Here is an 18,493-nt window from a genome sequence, read left to right on the forward strand (position 1 = left end):
TTGAAGTTATTATTAGTGATCAATGAATCTATGATGTTATGAAAATGAAGATTATTTCCGGTATCAGCGTTGCGTTGTTTGTAGCTGGTCATTGCCTGGCACAAACGCCACGCACGTTTAAAACCTGGATTCCTGCTTACGATACCGTGTCCGCTTTAGAAGGACGTGGATGGACCACTGGTTTAAATAACTACTACGACCGCTTACCCGCCAAAGCAGAAAAGACGGTGAGAACACCGGTATGGAACCTGTCGAAAAACAGTGCAGGTATGAACCTGCGTTTCCGCTCGGATGCTGATGAAATTGTAGTGAAATATGTGGTGGGCGGTGCGAAGGAAATGCCGCATATGCCTGCCACCGGTGTAAGCGGGGTAGACCTCTATGCCAAAAGCATCGACGGCCAATGGTTGTGGTGCGCCGGTAAATATGATTTTAAAGATACAATTGTATATCGCTTTGCAGGATTAAAGAAATACGACCAGCACGTTAAAAATATCGATTATACCCTTTACCTGCCTTTGTATAATTCTGTAAAGTGGTTGTCTGTTTCCGTGCCGGAGGAAAGTCTATTACAACCGTTGCCGGTACGTAAAGAAGCCCCTGTGGTGATATACGGTACTTCCATTGCACAGGGCGCCTGTGCTACGCGGCCGGGTTTAGCATGGACTTCCATCCTCGGCCGTAAACTGGAATCGCCGGTGATTAACCTGGCCTTTTCGGGTAACGGGCGACTGGAGCCAGAAGTGCAGGAGTTTGTAGGACAACTGGATGCCCGTCTTTTTGTACTGGATTGTTTACCTAATCTCGCGGGTGCGGAGTATGCAGGCGCCGAATTAAAGCGTCGTATCACCAACGCAGTAACTTTTCTGCAACAGGGACATCCGGGTACACCGATCCTGCTCACAGAACACGACGGCTATACTGGTGGCGACATGAACCTCAGCAGTAAAGCGGCTTATAAACAGGCAAATGCTACCTTGCGGGAGGTGTACGATTCCCTGCAAAAAGCCGGTGTGAAAAATATCAGCCTGCTCACAGAAGCCGAAATAGGCCAGGATATTGAAAGTATGGTAGATGGTACGCATCCGAATGATATTGGTATGATGCACTACGCCGACGCCTATGCGAAAAAGATCCGGGAAATACTGCATGCAGAAAACGGCAACACGGTTACCACTACGGCAGTGACCCAACGCAGGGATTACAATACCTACGACTGGGAAACACGGCATGAAGCAGTAATGGCATATAACAAAACACATCAACCGAAGGTGGTGTTTATGGGTAACTCCATTACGAATTTCTGGGGTGGAGAACCCGTGGCGAAAGTCAGAAACGGGAGCCTTTCCTGGGAAAAGTATTTTACGCCCAAACAGGCAGTGAACCTGGGATTTGGCTGGGATCGTGTGGAAAATGTGCTGTGGCGCGTACAGCACGGAGAACTGGATGGTATTTCGCCGGCATATATCGTGTTAATGATCGGAACCAACAATCTGCAGGCCAATACAGACGAAGAGATTGCTACCGGGTTGGTATTTCTCTTGAAAAATATACAAGCCAGGCAGGCAGCTGCAAAAGTTATCCTCATGGGTATATTGCCACGCAAGGAAATGGAAAGCCGCGTGGTTCGCATCAATCAGCTGATAGCGAAGCGTACCGCAGGTAAGAATATCCAGTTTCTCGATGCAGGTAAATTATTCCTGAAAGCGGACGGAAAAATCGATGTGTCGCTGTTTTCTGATGGGTTACATCCGAACCAGGAAGGATACGAACGATTGGGAGCCCTGATTAATAAGTACCTGAAGGTGCAGTAAAATCAACATTTGACGTGTCGAAATAAAAAAAAAGGGTGTTCAGTTATATTTCCTACATTAGATGGAAATATCACTGGACACTTCTCTGTGAGCTCATCAGAATAGGCAGGAAAGACAGCATAAATATTTTGCATGAGAACTCAATATAATCAGGACCCTCATTTTATTGTTGCCATCGGAGCCTCTGCAGGCGGAATAGAGGAATTACAATCTTTTTTTGATCATACCCCGTTAGCGCAGGCATCTTACATTATTATACAACATCTTTCGGCAGACTATAAAAGCCGGATGGTGGAAATATTGTCCCGGCATAGTCAGTTACAGGTAAAGGAAGCCGCCAATAATATGCTGGTGGAGCCCAACCAGGTGTACCTGATTCCAAGTCCGCAGTCCATGACAATACAGGACGGTCGCCTTTTTCTGAAAGATAAAAGCAGTAGTGCTGCGCCCCACCGGACCATCAATACCTTTTTTAATTCGCTGGCGGCAGACAACGAGCATCACCTGATTGCGGTGATCCTGTCGGGTTCCGGTGACGATGGCAGCGAAGGCATTGTAACCATCTGTAAGGCAGGAGGAATGATCATGGTGCAGAACCCGGCTACGGCGCAATACAACGGTATGCCTTTAAGTGCCATTGCCACCGGCGTGGTAGATCATGTGCTCACTCCGGCGGAGATGCCGGCCGTTATCACAGAATATGTAAACAAGTCGAAGAAGAGTGTGGTCACTCCCGCTATACAAGCCATGGAAGAAAAGAGTATTACTGCGATCATTGACCTGATCCGGGAGAAGCTGCCATTTGATTTTTCTGAATACAAACCTACTACCATATTGCGGCGTATCAGGCGGCGCATGGTTTATTTCAATTTTGAATTCCTGGAACCTTACTACCAGTATCTGCTGCAACATCCCGGAGAAGTGGAAACGCTGGCGCAGAGTTTTATGATCAGCGTGTCTTCTTTCTTCAGAAATCCGGAAGCGTTTGACGTGATCCGGGAAACGGTTTTGCCGGAAATCATGACACGGAAGAAGCCGGAAGAAGAAATCAAGATCTGGATAGCCGGGTGCGCCACGGGAGAAGAGGCGTATACAATGGCCATCCTGTTGTACGAAGAAGCAGAGAAGACAGGTAAGGAAATCACCATCAAAGTTTTTGCAACCGATATAGACAAGTCCGCGTTGGAATTTGCGGGCAAAGGGCTGTATGGTGACCAGGTACAGCAGGAGATATCGCCGGCACGACTGGCACGGCACTTCATTCAGGAGGCGAATGGTTACCGTATCAAGCAACATATCCGTAAGATGTTGATTTTTGCACAGCATAATGTGGTAAAGAATCCGCCTTATTGTAACATGGATCTGATCAGTTGCCGGAACCTGCTGATCTATATGAATATATCATTGCAGCAAAAGGCGCTGGCAATGCTGCATTTCGGATTAAGCCAGCAGGGCTACCTGTTCCTGGGATCGAGTGAAAATATGGGCATGCTGCAACCTCATCTCACGGAGATCGATAAAAAATGGAAAATATACCGCAATCAGGCATCTGCGAGGTCCGTAAGGTTTGATATCTTTACACCCGTGACATTAGCAGATAGTAGCATGGCGCCATTGGTACCTTCAAAAAAAACCGGTAATACCGGAAAGAAAAGTATGATGCTGGAAGAAGTGAACGAATTGCTGTTTGCCGAAAGCGATTTTGCCGGTGTTTGTGTAGACACTGACCATCGGGTGGTAAAATATTTCGGTAAAGTAGAACGCTTTCTGCAGCAACAGGTTTTCAGTTTTAACCTGATGGACCTGCTGCCCGGATCGCTGAGCGTGGTATATGCCACCGCAGCAAGAGAAGCGTTGAAAAATAATGAGCGGGTAACAGTAACAGGTATCGCTGTAGCAGAGTATGCCCCGCCTAAAGTAATTAATCTCACTATCCGTCCTTTGCATACAAGGGAAGCTGATCGTGCGCTGCTGCTGGTATTGTTTACAGAAAACAAGACGGTGGAAACACCGGCGGCGCCTGCATTTGATTTGCAGGTATACCTCAACGCCGGTTTGCAAAGTCTGGAAGAAGAACTGAAAGATACACGGCAGCGTTTACAGGAAGCAATGGAGAAACTGGATGCCTCCAATGAAAATATGCAATCGTTCAATGAAGAACTCGTCTCTGCCAATGAAGAGATGCAGAGTGCCAATGAAGAAATGCAGTCGGTGAACGAAGAGCTGCAAACGATCAATACCGATTACCAGCTTAAAATAAGAGAACTGATCGTACTGAATGACGATATGGACAATTATTTCCGCAGTAATCTCAACGGACAATTGTTTGTAGACAATAAACTGTTGTTGAAAAAATTCTCTCCCGCTGCTATCCGGCATATCAATCTCCAGGAAAGCGATATTGGGCGCCCTATCCATGATATTACGGTCAATTTTAAAGACAATTCCCTGGAGCAGGATCTCCGGCAGGTAATTGACAAGGGTGTAGTATTGTCGAGAGTAGTAGAATCCTTTAACGGCAACTGGTACCAGATGATGGTAATGCCTTATATCCGGCAGTTGGATCATTTGCAGGACGGCGCCATTATTTCTTTCAATGATATTTCGTTGTTAAAGAAGGCCGAACTGGAACTGAACCGGTCGAACCTGAGCCTGCAACGGATCAACGAAGACCTGGATAATTTTGTAAACTCCGCCTCTCATGATCTGCTGGGCCCATTGACCAGTATAGAAGGCCTGATGCAGTTGTTGAATGAAAAGGTGGATATGGAGGATAAGGACATTGTGTTGTATACGGATATGATCGGAACCTCTATTAAGCGCTTCAAAGAAAATCTGCGGGAGCTGGCGGAAGTAGGAAAGATAGAAAGCGAAGCCGTGAAAGAGGTACAGGAAGTAGAGATCGGTTCGGTACTGGATGAAGTGTTCTTCAGTATCCAGGACAAAATGCAGGCAGCCACTGCGGTGATTTCCCGTAACCTGGCAGAGAACAAGTTGATTTTCTCCAGGAAAAACCTGCGCAGCATTCTTTATAACCTTATTACCAATGCGGTTAAATTCAGGGCGGCAGACCGCCCGCTGAAAATCGAAATAAGTACCCGGAAGGAGAATGGTTTCCTGTTGATGGAAGTAAAAGACAACGGGATCGGCATTGAGCAGGACAAGCTGGGAGCCGTTTTTAGCATGTATAAACGCCTGCATCCGGAGATAGAGGGACTGGGTATCGGATTATTCCTGGTCCGGAAAATAGTAGATGCTTCCGGTGGTATGACAGCGGTAGACAGCGTGTTAAACCAGGGAAGCACCTTTAAAATTTACTTCAAAACAAATTAGTTATTTCCCGCGCGCCTTATTATAGATTGCGTTCAACAGGGAATTTTTATCACCTGTTGCCACATCCTGTTGCAGGTGCCAGATCATAATTCCTGCACCACCATTGCTTTTCACAAAAGCGGTTTTCTTTTCTATTGTTCCGGTTCCATTGTAATAAATCGTGCCTTTATCTTTCACTACGATAGCGTCGCTGCCGGCGGCATTGGGATACGTGGTCACGAGGTCGCGGTACGTGAAAGTACTACCCGCATCAGTAGCCGGGAAGCCGGGGCCGAATGCATATCCATAGAACGGTACACCAACGTACAACTTCTCCGCAGGAATACCCCTGGCGCGATAAAACGCAAAATCGCCGGTAGCTTTTTCATAGCTGGCATGTGGGCCTGGGGCGGCAGGGTTCCACCATCCGGTGGCATCATATGACATGATATTGATGTAGTCAAATTTATTAAGCGTAGTGGCCGACATAAACTGCGGCGTACTGCTCCATTGTACCTGTGCGGAAGTAATCAGTTTTCCTTTCTGGTGTAATGCGGCCTGCAATTCGCTCACGAAAGCAGCATAGCGGGTGGTATCGTGAGTGATCAGGGTATTTTCCAGGTCTACGTCTACGCCGTCAAAGCCGGCACGGACAGCCAGGTTCACAATATTGTTGATAAATGCGGTTCTGCTGGCCGTATTGAGCAGTGGCTCAAAAGAGGCAGGTGGATCTCCACCGCCGATGGCAAAGAATACGCGTACTTTCTGCTGATGTGCTTTGGTGGTCAGTTGCAGTAATGCTTCGGTGTTATGTTGTCCGAAGGTGCCGCTGGCATCCGGGTTCACAAAGGCCAGGTTGATATCGGTGACTTTCGACAGATCGATCGTAGGGAGTTCTGCAAGCCAGTTGTTGGCCGGGCTGAAAAAGTAACCCAGTATGCGGATACCGGGTGGTTCCGGTTCGCTGTGCGTATTCTTTTTAGCACAGGCGGTGGTCAGAAATAAGAAAAGGCAGCATAAAGTAAGTGTATGTTTCATGAGCATAAGCCTGGTTTTAAAAGGTATAAAAAGCCCCATATTGATGTGCAATATGGGGCCATGTTTTGTATCTGACAATCATTGTTTATCCCACCAAACGGGTTGCATCCAATCATTTTTACCGCCGATACGTTTGAGCGCATCCTGGTAGTTGGCCGTATTGTTATAGGCTTCAGTGCCCGGATAGAATAGACGTTTGAATGGTTTCATGCCTGTTTCAGATTCGCCACCCACATCTTCAATGGCCGCCAGTACCGGGAAACCACTCCTGCGCTGGTTTGCGAAGGCTTCGTAACCATTCGGAAACAGCGCTACCCATTTCTGCATATTGATCTGTTCCAGTGCTTTGGCAGGAGTGAGGGTATGGGCTGCTACAAAGTTATCTACCAGTGTGCCGTTGATGGGTGTCATGCCCGGATAAAGTTCCAGTTGTTTCATGGCAGCCCGGATGCCGAGCTGGTAGTGTGTATTGGCATCATCTGCAATCCAGTTCCTGGAGGCTGCTTCTGCCAGCAGGAATTCTGTTTCCGCTATGCCCATATGAAGGAAAGGAGCGTTTAGCTGATAGAAAGGCGCATTGATCTTGGTGAATTTGGCGCCATGCGGAATAACGGTACCATCTGCAGCCGTGAAATCGCCCCAGTTATCCCACCAGTAAAGGCCGGGGGCGAGGGTGAAATAATTGGTTTTAGCAGTGATGTCGTTGCCGGCGGCATCTTTATTAATAAAGATCGCTGGTAGTCTCGGGTCATTTTCTCCTTTCAGGTAATTGACAAAAGTGCTGCAGCCGAGCGTGTAGTTGTAGGTCTGGTCTTCCTGTAAAGCCTGCGACAGTCCATTGCCACGAAGATCAGGGAAGTTGAAGTTTTCATGGATCATCTTGAAATTATCATCTGCCGTTTTCATCACACCGGCGGTAACGGCTGCCTGAACTTCTTTGGCAGCAGTAGCGGGATCAATTTTAGACAGGCGCATACCGAGTCGCAGCCGGAGTGAGTTCGCCAGTTTTTTCCATTTGGCGATGGAACCCTGGAACACAATATCGTTACCGATAGGTGCTTTTGTATCATCGAACTGGGCGTTTGCTTCGGTCAGTTCCTTGAAGAAATCCATATAAATTTCCTGCTGGGTATTGTAGGCCGGCGTGTAGGTTTTATTGTAATATGCCAGCCCGGCATCCTTGTAGGGAATATCACCATAGCAGTCGGTGAGCAGCGAGAAGATATAGACTTTCAGGATGCGGCCTGCAGCTACGTAATTCACCACTTTCCCATCGTTTTTGCAGCGTTCGATCATGTCTGCCAGCTGCTTGATGCTTTTGCCATAGAAGATTTCCCAGGGGCGTTCATTGTAAAAATCATCCCGGATATATTTGCTGCCGGTGCGCATCCCCCAGCTGCCGCCAATATATTGCACCCTTGGCTGAAAGAGGTAGAGATTAGGATACCCCGTTTCACGGCCGCCATTAAGATAATAGGCGGCTGCTGCCAGTTGCTGTCCGGGATCAATATTGTCACCTTTGGTAGGGTCGGTATTTATGGATTCAAAGTCTTTGGTACAACTGCCCAACAGGAGGGTCGTAAAAAATACCAGGACGAGCGTATAGTTATTGCGTTTCATCAGTAGTGATTTAGAATTTTGCATACACATTGATACCATAAGATCTGCGGGTAGGAAGTGAGCCGTACTCAAAGCCTTGACCGTTGCTGTTGTTGTAACTGCTTTCCGGATCTACGTTGGGAATATGTTTGCTGATGGTAAAGAGGTTCCTTGCTACCAGTGATACAGACAGGTCCCGGATGATGCCATTGCCGAGAATAGATTTCGGGAAGTTGTAGTCCAGGTTCAGCTGTCTGATTTTTACAAATGACGCATCATAAATAAATGGCTCGGGGATGTTGTCCGTTACCCGCTGCCAGTAAGCTTGCGGATTGATGAAACTTTCTGCGGTTTTATATTTGGGAGCGCCGGTACCGTCTACGCCATCCTGTTGTACACCTTTGATCGGCAATCCACCGGTTGGTGTCCATTCTGCGGGTGTTTTATTGGCGGCAAGTCTTGCTTTTTCTGAAAGCGCCCAGCCTTCGCGGCCATCAAGGGTACCTTTCTGCCGGCCATTGGCATAGGCGAGCAGGTTGGTCATGGAGTAGATGCTGCCACCTTGTTTGATATCCAGTAAGATGTTGATCGAGAAATTTTTATAGGAAAAGCGATTGGTGATACCACCTATCCAGTCGTACTGGCCATTACCCAGTTTAGCGTCTGTAGGATCATACTGCGGAAGATTGTTGGCGTCGAGGATCAGATCTCCGGCAGTATTGCGGAGGAACTGACGGCCTACGATAATACCATATTCTTCTCCTTCTTTGGCAACGATAGACGCATTGGCCCAGCGTGCGGATGCAAGCGTGTAGAAGCCGGATACCAGCGGACTGAGTTCCAGGATCTTGTTACGGTTACGTGCGAAGTTCACATTCATATCCCAGTTGAAATTTTTGGATACGATCGGTTTCAGTTGCATGCTCACTTCAATACCCCTGTTGCGGATATTTCCCGAGTTGATGACTGCGTTGGGATAGCCGCTGGTGGAAGAAATCGGCGCATTCAGGATCTGGTTGCGGGTGTTCGACTGATACCAGGTCACATCCAGGTTGGCCCTGTTATTAAAGAAGATGAGGTTGATACCGGCTTCGTACGATTTGCTGATGCTTGGCTTCAGGTCTTTAAAAGGTACTTTATCTACTGCTACTCCGCCAATCGCATAGCCGCCTACGAGCGGAATATCAGGATTACTGCCGTAGGTAAGTTTCAGCTGATAGGGATCAATCGCATCTGTACCGGTTTGTGCAATGGAGAAGCGCAGTTTGCCAAAATTCAGCAGGTTGTTTTTAGGCAGCAGTTCAGAGAATACAAAACTGGTAGATACGGAGGGATAGAAGAAGGAGTTCTGTCCCATAGCCAGTGTGGAAGACCAGTCATTTCTACCGGTGATATCGAGGTAGAGGTAATTTTCGTACGCGAAGTTTACCGCGCCGTATACAGAGTTGATCCGTTTACGGTTAATGATTTCGTTACTGATCTTGGTCTGGAAGTTATTGATGCTTTGTACACCTTTTACGCTGATGTCGCGGCCGGAGGTATTCAATACATTTTCATGAAAATCCATGCGGTTGGTACCGAGGTTACCACCGATCCAGAATTTGTGTACCTGTTTGCCGTAGTTGAGCAACAGTTCCGTATTGGTTTCCTGGAATACGCGGTCTTTCATGGTGATGGCGCCGGTTTGATTAAACGGTGTAGAAAATTCCATGAATTCGCGGAAGCCAAAGCGGGAGTAGTCGGTACCGGAGCGGGCCTGTACAGAGAGTTCCGGCAGGAGCTGGTATTTCATCTGCACGAAGCCGTTGAGGCGGTCCTGTTTACTGTTATTGGGTTGTTCGTTGATGGCCCAGTAGGGATTTACCTGGTAGTTATTATTGTTCCAGTTGATATAGTTACCGGTGATAGGATCTTTATAATCTTTCAGCCAGTTGATATCGATATTGGGGGCGATGCCGCTTAGCACATAGCCGATGTTGTTAGGATTATCTGACAGTGCCGGGCGGTTATCGACGTTTTCATTGACATAGGCCAGTTTGGCGTCTATGCTGAATTTGCTGGTGAGCTGCGAGGTACCTCTCAGGGCAAAGTTATGCCGCTGTAATCCGCTGTTGGGCACGATGTCGGTGTTGCGGATATTGGTGTAGGTGAAGCGCAGTTGTGTATTTTCCCCACCGGAGGAAATGGCCACTGAGTTCGTAAGTGTCAGTCCTTCGCGGAAGAAATGCTGGATGGCGTTTTGTGCCCGCACATAAGGTTGCTTTGTGCCGTTCCAGATCCAGGTCATACTGTCCGCATTGAATTTTGGTCCCCAGCTGGCTTGTGTATAACCTCTCGCGGCGTCTACATCCCTGGCTAATATACCGTCCCTGCCGCTGCCATAGTCTTCCTGGAAATCGTAGCTGCTGTTCAGTTTTTCAAGAACGGCGTTGGAAGTGATTTCCAGTTCCAGGCCTTTGCGGCTGCCTTTTTTGGTGGTGATGAGGATCACGCCGTTGGCAGCGCGGCTGCCATAGAGGGCCGTAGCGGCGCCTCCTTTTAATACGGAGATACTGGCTACTTCATCGGGATTGATGATAGAGGAGCCGTCTCCCAGATCATATCCGCCATATTTATCTGCCTGGCCGGGAGAGGAGTTGTTGGCGGGGATACCGTCGATCACATACAGTGGTTGGTTGTCGCCGCCGATCACTTTCACTCCTCTGAGGGTTACTTTCACGGAAGCGCCTACACCGCTGTTGGTGGTATTGATATCCAGACCGGCCACACGTCCGCTGAGGGAGGCGATGGGATTGGTTTCACGCGCCCTGGTGAGGTCGGAGCCTTTTACATCGGTGAAAGCATAACCCAGTGAGCGTTGCTGACGGCCGATACCGAGCGCGGTAACTACCACCGCATTCATTTCAATGATCTTTTGTGGCGAGGAGCTGTCGGCAGCTACGGGCGCGTTATTACCGGCGGTTTGTTTAATGATGATCTGTGTGCCGATCGCTTTCACGGTATACTGTGAAGCGGGGAAGAGTGTTTGCAGCAGGCTGCTGATGGGAACATTCTTCTGATGGATAGTGAATTTGCTTTTATTGGCAATCACCTGGTTGGGATAGGCAAACAGCACGCCGGCCTGTTTTTCAATCAGGGACAAAATTTCGGGTACAGCTTTATCTGTGACATCTATAGAAACCCTTTTTGTCAATGCGCTGGTTTTATCCTGCCCGATGGAAGTAACAGCGGAGCATACCATCATGAAGATCAGGGAAATACAGGGAATGAGTTTCATTGAGTTATTTTTGATTGTTGATGATAGGGGGCCTTGTGAGGCAGACATACTTTCTCCTGTTGGATCAGCTGCTTCCAATTGGTAAAAGTGTGTGCAATACAGTGCCTGGCGGCCTTCGCCGCATTTGTGTTTTTAACGTGTTTGTTGATTTGCGTTTTAGATCCTGGTAATTAGTACTGAATTTGGTTGACTAGCTTTTTGGTTGTTTTATATTCTTCTATATTGAAAATAATAAGTAGAATCGTTTTCTTTCTCCACTTTCAGATCGAGTATTTCAGAAAGTACCTGCAGTGCTTCGGACAGTGGTACGTTGTTAAAACGTACGGTCGCCTTGAACTTCAGCCTGTCTTCATTGGGTACATGTAGTGTTACATGATAAAAAGAGGCGACGGTTTGCATGATCAGGGTCAGTTCCTGGTTGCTGAAAGCCAGATCGCGGTTACTCCATCCGCATCTCCAGGCATAGTCGCCTTCCGGTTTCTCTATGGCGCCGGTGGCGGCGTTCACGATAGCCAGATTGCCGGCGGTGAGGGTCACTGATGTTCCTTTATTGCTTTGTACACTTACCTTTCCGTCCCATACGGCTACATCGCTGTAGCTGCTGGTGGTTTTCACATTAAAGGAAGTACCGAGTACCTGGATGTTGCCGTTGGGTATGGCTATGCTGAAACGTGTCTGTTCGTCTTTCGCTATTTTAAAGAAGGCTTCCCCCTGTGTCATACGCAGTTGCCGGTTGCGGTAGCTCAGCATGGTGCCGGGTTTCATGAATACATCCGAGCCATCAGGCAGGCGGAGGCTATCGGTAGTATTGCCTTTGGCGATATAGTCGTGCCATTCGGGAGGAGTGCTGTGCAGGTAACGGTAACCGGCGAAGGCCAGCACCGGAAGCGCAATAGCGGCGGCCCACCACCAGCGGGTGCGCATCGCACGTACCGGGGTACTTTTTCCGGGCGTGATCTGTGCGGACAGCTGCTGCCAGCCGGCATCACGGTCGAATGTTTCTTCGGGCAGGTTACGACCGGCTTCCCATACCTGTTTTATTTCCTGGAACAGGGCAGGGTGGGATGCGTCGGCATTCAACCATTGCTGCACAGCGGCTGCTTTGGCAGTATTATCCGGGTCCGACAGATAATCAATGACGATATTATTCAGCTCATTTTCCATATGCGTATACTATAATGACATTTCAGCAAGCGCAAACTTTGATGCTAACGCAAACTTTTTTTTACGGGGAGGATCTGGCGGAGTGTTTTGAGCGCGGTAGACAGCTGGAAGTACACGGTATTCAGGGAAATGTCCAGCTTTTCGGCTATTTCGGCCGGTTCAAGTTCACGGATACGGCTCAGGATAAATATTTCCCGGCAGCGTGGCGGGAGCGACTGCAAATGTTGCATCAGCTCTTTCTGCAGCAATATATAGTCGGCTGTTTCGTAGAAGGAGGAGTGATCCGACTGGAATTGGAGGATGTCTTCCCCTACCTGGCGTTTTCTTCTTTTCAGTTCGTTGATGGCCTGGTTAGTGATGGCGCGGTAGAGATAATGGGGTACGTTACCGGTAATAGTGATGGTAGTTCCCTTTTCCCATAAATGGACGAAGAGATTGTGTACCAAGTCTTTGGCCAGGCTGCTATCCTTTACCCAGCGATAAGCTAACAGGTATAATTCTTCGCTGCAGGTATCATATAATTGCCGGAAAACGGATACATCCTGGTTGTTCAGCGCCTTGGTTATTTCAGCGCCTGTAAATGGGAAAGCGTCCTTTGTCATCTATTTAATAAAAACATAGCGGTATAACGGCAATATGTAAGTATACGAAATATATTTTTTGATTTGTAAAAAAATTAAGAAGTGATAGACTCAGTGGGGTAGGGTAACTGCGCTACTCAGTTACCCGCCCGGGGTATTTTCGCTTTTCCCTTCGAGCCAGTTTTTGAATTCAGAAACCCTCTCACGGCTAATAATAACATCAGTATCAACATCGGGTGCTAATTGAAGAATTAAACGACTATTATAATAGGTGGTAATTTTTTTGATGGCATCTATCTGGATGATAAACTGCCGGTTGATCCGGAAAAACTGGTGCCGGTCGAGTAGTTGTTCGATCTGATCGAGGGAGTAATCGAGCGGTACCCGTTGATTCGTAATGGTGGTGGCCCAGGTGGCACCACGGGCAAACTGCAGCCAGGCAATATCTTTTGCTTTTACATAGATCAGCTGGTTGTTGATCCGCCCGATAAAACGGGTGCTGTCGCGGCGCAGGAATTCTTCCGCAATGCGGCTGATGTCTACCGTATAATTGGTGGCAGGACGGAACTGTTCATATTTTTTCAGCGCATTCTTCAGGTCGTCCAGGTCTATCGGTTTCAGTAAATAGTCGATGCTGTTTACTTTAAACGCCTGGAGCGCAAAGCCGTCATAGGCGGTGGTGAATATGATGGGCGTGCGTACTTTCGTTTTGCTGAATATTTCAAAGCAGTTGCCATCAGACAGCTGAATGTCCATCAGCATCAGGTCTACCGGCTGTTGTTGCGCCAGCCAGCGGATGCCTTCTTCCACGGAAGAGATCACGGCAACGATGGAGATATCCGGATTGCACTTATGCAACAATTGCGTCAGCCTTTCGGCGTTGTGCATTTCATCTTCAAAAATAACTATTCTCATGCGGCAGTAATGATAGGTAGTTTAACAATAAACAGGTTGTCCGTCTGACTGATTTCAATATTGCTGTTACTGATCAGCGCGTAGCGTTTCCGGATATTTTCGAGGCCGATACCGGAAGATATTTCCGGATGGGCTTTGGGCCGGATATGATTGGATACCACCAGGAAATTGCCTTCGCTTTTCAGGTGTATCGTGAGTGGGTCCAGTACGGAGAACCGGTTATGTTTGATGGCGTTTTCAATGAGCATCTGCAAGGTAACCGGTGGGATCATCCCTTTGGTTCTGGCTTTGTCCGATATATCGGTATGGAACTGGATACTTTGCTGGTGGCGGATGCGGATCAGGAACAGGTAAGCATCGAGGAAGTCGAGTTCTGTTTGTACCGGTACCAGGTTTTCGAATTTCTTATCAAGGATATAGCGGTATGTTTTGGCCAGCTGGGTAATATAATCGGCCGAAAGATCGGGGCTTTTATACACCAGGTTGGTGAGTACGCTGAGGGAATTGAAAAAGAAATGTGGATCTATCTGGTTGCGCAGCGCGTCATATTGTGCCTGGATGTTTTCGCGCATCAGCCGTTCTGTTTGCAGCTGGTATTCTTTCCAGCCGGAGTAATAGAATATAATCCCGTTGAAAGTGAGAATCAGCAGGTAAAACATAAAGACGCCGAAGTTCAGATTGTAGCTGAACCGGCGGAAACTTTCCCATGCTTCATAGCGGTGAAACAACAGGATATCCGTCAGCGAGTAAAAAAGGCCAAAGAGAAAGGCCACGAGTACACCGTATAGCAGGAGGGCGGCACAGAGAAATACCAGCTTTCCGGAGGTATGCCGCGCGGAGGTTTTTCTTTCCACCGTGCGGGCCAGCCAGGTCGCACCCTCCCACGCAAGCAGACCAAAGATAACATAGAACAGACTGAACATCTGTCCCCTGAAATCGAAGATGCGCAATCCATGTATGAAGGAAAGATCAAAGGATTTGAAGATGGTACTGAACGTATACAGGATCAGTATCCTGGACAGATACAGAAACAGTTTACTGGAGAATAACTTTTCATTTTCCTGGAAATTCATGGTGTGGGTGCTATAATACTAAATGTAGTTATTTTCTTTAAACCAGTTGAGCGCTCCTGTAACGGCGGCTTCTACCGGTGTGTACCGGAGTTGCAGCTCTCTTTCGGACTTTTTACCGGAATAGTAGTTATCCAGGCAGAGGAGATAAGCCGTGGTATAATTCAGTTTCCCGGGCAAACGTGTCAGGGAGCTGAAAAAGCCGGCTGTTTTCAGTACAAAGGCCGGGATGCGGATGAGCAACTGCCTTTTGCCGGAGATCTTTCTCAGCAGCCGGAAGAATTCGGCGTAGCTGAGATTTTGTCCGGCCAGCAGGTAGCAATCGCCTGTTTTCCCTTTTTCAATCGCATTGATAATACCCCGGCATACATCTTTGATGTGTACAAAATTTTTCCCTCCCGGGGGATAGAACAGTAACCGGTGTTTCAGGCCGTACAGGATCAGTTTACCGGAGCTGGGTTTGGTATCATGCGGTCCTATCATAAAGGTGGGATTTACCACGATGCCTGGCAGCTGACTGGCACTCACCTGTTCCAGCACATATTGCTGGGCAAGGTATTTACTGTTGATATAGCCGGAGTTGGCGTTGAACAGGGTAAATCCGTTGAGTTCATTGCCCGGGTTATTCTTATTACCCGGACCAATGGTATTGGCGGTGCTCACGTAAATGAATTTCTCCACCTGGTGTGTGATGCAGGCGCTGGTGATATATTTGGTAGCAGTGAAGTTGGTGCGTTCATATTCGGCAAAGGAGATGCCCCATTGTTCGGTGATACAGGCGGCGTGGATCACAATATGACAGCCCTTTACGGCTTCCTGTACATCGTTGTTGTTATCGATACAGCCGTAAAAGATTTCGCAGGGAATGTCCGCGATGCCTTTCAAATCGGCCGAAGGCCGGATCAGGATTTTAATATCAAAGCCCATGCGATATAATTCCCGGGTAAGATTAGCGCCCAGGAAGCCGTTAGCGCCGGTGATCAGTACTTTTTTCATGTATTTTATTTAGACGGATAAGCCAAAGGGAATTTCTTTCTTCACCTCCCGCGACACGATCCTCATTTTGAGTGAGAGCGGCAGGAGCTGCATGAGGGCATGATTAATTTTATTCATCAAACCGGGGATGATCACGGGGTATCCTTTTAAGGTACCTTTCAGTGCAATGCGGGCAATGTCTGGCGTAGCGAGTAATCCCATTTGTCCCTTTCTTCCCTGGCTGATGATGCGGCGGGAAGTATGGGAGTTGGTCATGATGGGGCCAGGGTACACTACGCTCACGGATAAACCGGTATGCGCCATTTCTTCTTTTAATCCCAGGAAGAAGGAGGAGATAAAGGCTTTGGAGGCCGGGTACACCGTTTTATACGCGATAGGCGTGAAAGCCGCCATGCTGGCGATGTTCATGATACGCGGCTGGCGGTGTTTCAGCAGGTGTGGCAGCAGCAGATGGGTGAGCAATACCGTACTGCGTACATTGAGCATAATAATATCGTCTATCCGTTCCAGTGAGGTGCTGGTAATGGAAGATGTGCCGCCGATACCGGCGTTGTTGATCAGGAAATCTATATCATATTGCGCCGTGATGTGCTGTAATTGCTGCTTGAGCGTGTCGGAGTCGGACAGGTCAAATTCAAATACTTTTACGCTCACGGGATACTCCAGTTCCAGGTTATCGGCCACCGACTGCAGGCGGCTGCCCGGCAGTGCAATGAGGAGAATATTCCTGCCCATGCGGGCGCATTGAATGGCAAATTCTTTTCCCAGTCCGGATCCTGCACCGGTGATGAGGGTGTAATTATTGTTGGGCATACGTTTTATTTTCGAGCAGGCCTTTGAACTTTGTCATTGTCCTGAACAGATTATCGTGAATAATGGGATCAGATACCCAGCGCGGAATTTTCCGGCTGCGGTCTGTGGTAACGATATAAGTGATCCGCAGCGGCCCTCCGGGCGTGGGTTCCATGATCCATTTGCCCCGGGTGCCGGTAATGCGGGTGGTTTTATTATACAACGGGAAGCGTTGGTCGTTGATACTTTCGAACACCACTTCCGCGCTGCCATTGGTTTCCCGGAGGCGGTAGAGCAGGCAGCAGTCCTGGTCATCTACCGGCCAGGGGATATCATAGCGGATATAGGTGATCCAGTGAAGCGGATCGGGGGCAGGCACTATTTTGTATTCGCTGGCGTTCGTATTCCAGTCGCGGCCATGGGCCTGGTCTTTAAACAGGCCAACCACTGCCGGCACGGCACATCTCACGAGGAAGACGGCTTTTATTTCCCTTACATTTTCACCACCGGCGCCGGGGATCCATCGCTCATACAGGGAGATGGCGTTGTCTTGTTTTACCAGCTTAAACTCGCTGGTATCGCCGGTGAGTGACCGGAAAAAGAGCAGGCTGCTGATCAAAAAAACATTGAGGTGTTCCATACATCGTCATTTATGATACAAATATGCCCCCGGTGGGGAAGTTGACCATCGATTTTCTGATGAGTTGTAGCATAAAGGGAATGAACCGTCACTATGCATAATAATCTACATTTGTTTATTATTTTTATGGAATCGCATCGGCTATGGCATCATGCGTAAAACCTCCCTGACATATGAATACAAAAACCTTTCTGTTACTGGGTTGCCTGCTGGCAACCGGTGTAGTGGCGATGGCGCAGACAAAGGCGGAGCAGGCCCGCGAGAAAACAGATGAAGCCATAAGGCTGATGGATGGCGGGAAGCCTGAAGCTTCGCTGCCACTGCTGGAAGAAGCCCTCAAACTGACACCAGATGATCCCGATATCCGTTATGAGCAAGGCTTTGCCTACTACCTGATGAAGGATTACAAAGAGGCCCGCAATATCATGAAAAAGTTACTGAAGGCGGATGATCCCGGTGCGAAGGCCTACCAGATGCTGGGGAATTGTTATGACCTGCTGGAAGACAGTAAAAAGGCCATTGCTACTTATGAAGATGGGCTGAAACGCTATCCGGATGCAGGTAACCTCTACCTGGAACGAGGAATTATGGAATTGAAGGCAGAACAATATACCAATGCTTTGCGTGTTTTTGAAAAGGGGATAGAAAAAGCACCGATGTTTTCTTCTAACTACTATTGGGCGTCAAAGTTATTTTGTACCGGATCCGATATGAAGTACTGGGGGATGATGTACGGCGAAATATTTGTGAACCTGGAACGGAGTACCCGGCGTACGGAAGAAATCAGCCAATTATTATTCAATACATATAAAAAGCAGATCAGTTTCCCGGCCGATTCTGCTCCGCAATCAAATTTCACCGGGGTGGTACATGTTAATATTACCTATAATACCAAAAGCGGCCCCGAAGCCCTACTGGAGTTGTTAAAAGCCGCTAATACCAAAACCAATTATGGTAAGGATATCTACGATCCGGTGATGCGTAAAGCGCTGGTAGGAGAGCAGGCGATTGATCTTGCTTCATTGAACCGTGTGCGCTGCCGTTTCCTGGAGGAATATGAAGCGCAGGGATTCCAGGAAAAAAAGCCGGTCGTATTGTTTGATTTTGAACGGGAAGTGAAGGCGGCAGGGCACCTGGAAGCCTATCACTACTGGGTACTTGGCAGTGGGGACAAAATTGCCTTTAATCACTGGCAGCTGGCCAACAATGATAAGTGGGAGCATTTTAAAGAATGGATTGGCGACCATCCTTTCCGTATTACCGAAGAGAATAAATTTAATATGGAGAAGTACTGA

General features: G+C 48.1%; 13 protein-coding genes. 3 read left to right on the forward strand and 10 right to left on the reverse strand.

What is annotated here, in order from left to right:
- Positions 1-38: 38 nt before the first annotated feature.
- Together BMW79_RS15575 and BMW79_RS15580 are read left to right on the forward strand one after the other, a co-directional pair.
- Positions 39-1,814 (forward strand): SGNH/GDSL hydrolase family protein, encoded by a 1,776-nt coding sequence (locus BMW79_RS15575; protein WP_245752508.1) that lies wholly within the window; start codon positions 39-41, stop codon positions 1,812-1,814.
- Between the two features lie 132 nt (positions 1,815-1,946).
- On the forward strand, positions 1,947-5,147 hold the full coding sequence (locus BMW79_RS15580; RefSeq protein ID WP_089896262.1) for a chemotaxis protein CheB: 3,201 nt from the start codon (positions 1,947-1,949) through the stop codon (positions 5,145-5,147).
- On the opposite strand, the gene BMW79_RS15585 is transcribed toward BMW79_RS15580, so the two are convergent.
- The 10 genes from BMW79_RS15585 to BMW79_RS15630 form a co-directional block, all read right to left on the reverse strand.
- Positions 5,148-6,164 (reverse strand): glycosyl hydrolase family 18 protein, encoded by a 1,017-nt coding sequence (locus BMW79_RS15585; protein ID WP_177192183.1) that lies wholly within the window; start codon positions 6,162-6,164, stop codon positions 5,148-5,150.
- Between the two features lie 78 nt (positions 6,165-6,242).
- Positions 6,243-7,784, reverse strand: coding sequence for a SusD/RagB family nutrient-binding outer membrane lipoprotein (locus BMW79_RS15590; RefSeq protein WP_177192184.1), 1,542 nt, complete (start codon positions 7,782-7,784; stop codon positions 6,243-6,245).
- A gap of 10 nt (positions 7,785-7,794) precedes the next feature.
- Positions 7,795-11,040: a SusC/RagA family TonB-linked outer membrane protein gene (locus tag BMW79_RS15595; protein WP_177192185.1), complete on the reverse strand. Its 3,246-nt coding sequence runs from the start codon at positions 11,038-11,040 to the stop codon at positions 7,795-7,797.
- A 207-nt stretch (positions 11,041-11,247) separates the two neighbouring features.
- Entirely contained in the window at positions 11,248-12,204 is a 957-nt protein-coding gene (locus BMW79_RS15600; RefSeq protein ID WP_089896271.1) for a FecR domain-containing protein, read from the reverse strand.
- Positions 12,205-12,248: 44 nt separating this feature from the next.
- Positions 12,249-12,806, reverse strand: a complete 558-nt coding sequence (locus BMW79_RS15605; protein WP_089896272.1) for an RNA polymerase sigma factor — start codon at positions 12,804-12,806, stop codon at positions 12,249-12,251.
- A gap of 120 nt (positions 12,807-12,926) precedes the next feature.
- Positions 12,927-13,700, reverse strand: a complete 774-nt coding sequence (locus BMW79_RS15610) for a LytR/AlgR family response regulator transcription factor (protein ID WP_089896274.1) — start codon at positions 13,698-13,700, stop codon at positions 12,927-12,929.
- A complete protein-coding gene (locus BMW79_RS15615) occupies positions 13,697-14,773 on the reverse strand; it encodes a sensor histidine kinase (RefSeq protein ID WP_089896276.1) in 1,077 nt (358 codons plus the stop codon). Before BMW79_RS15615 ends, BMW79_RS15610 begins: the two co-directional genes overlap by 4 nt.
- 18 nt (positions 14,774-14,791) lie before the next feature.
- Entirely contained in the window at positions 14,792-15,766 is a 975-nt protein-coding gene (locus tag BMW79_RS15620; RefSeq protein ID WP_089896278.1) for an NAD-dependent epimerase/dehydratase family protein, read from the reverse strand.
- 9 nt (positions 15,767-15,775) lie between these two features.
- A complete protein-coding gene (locus BMW79_RS15625; RefSeq protein ID WP_089896280.1) occupies positions 15,776-16,579 on the reverse strand; it encodes an SDR family NAD(P)-dependent oxidoreductase in 804 nt (267 codons plus the stop codon).
- The gene (locus BMW79_RS15630) at positions 16,566-17,198 is read right to left on the reverse strand and encodes an START domain-containing protein (protein WP_089896282.1); all 633 of its coding nucleotides are present in this window, start codon (positions 17,196-17,198) and stop codon (positions 16,566-16,568) included. The genes BMW79_RS15625 and BMW79_RS15630 overlap by 14 nt, the downstream gene beginning before the upstream one ends.
- Positions 17,199-17,371: 173 nt before the next feature.
- Here BMW79_RS15630 and BMW79_RS15635 point away from each other — a divergent pair, with 173 nt between their 5' ends.
- Positions 17,372-18,493, forward strand: a complete 1,122-nt coding sequence (locus tag BMW79_RS15635; RefSeq protein WP_089896283.1) for a tetratricopeptide repeat protein — start codon at positions 17,372-17,374, stop codon at positions 18,491-18,493.

Origin of the sequence: Chitinophaga arvensicola (assembly GCF_900110835.1) — a bacterium.
GTDB classification, from domain to species: Bacteria; Bacteroidota; Bacteroidia; order Chitinophagales; family Chitinophagaceae; genus Chitinophaga; species Chitinophaga arvensicola.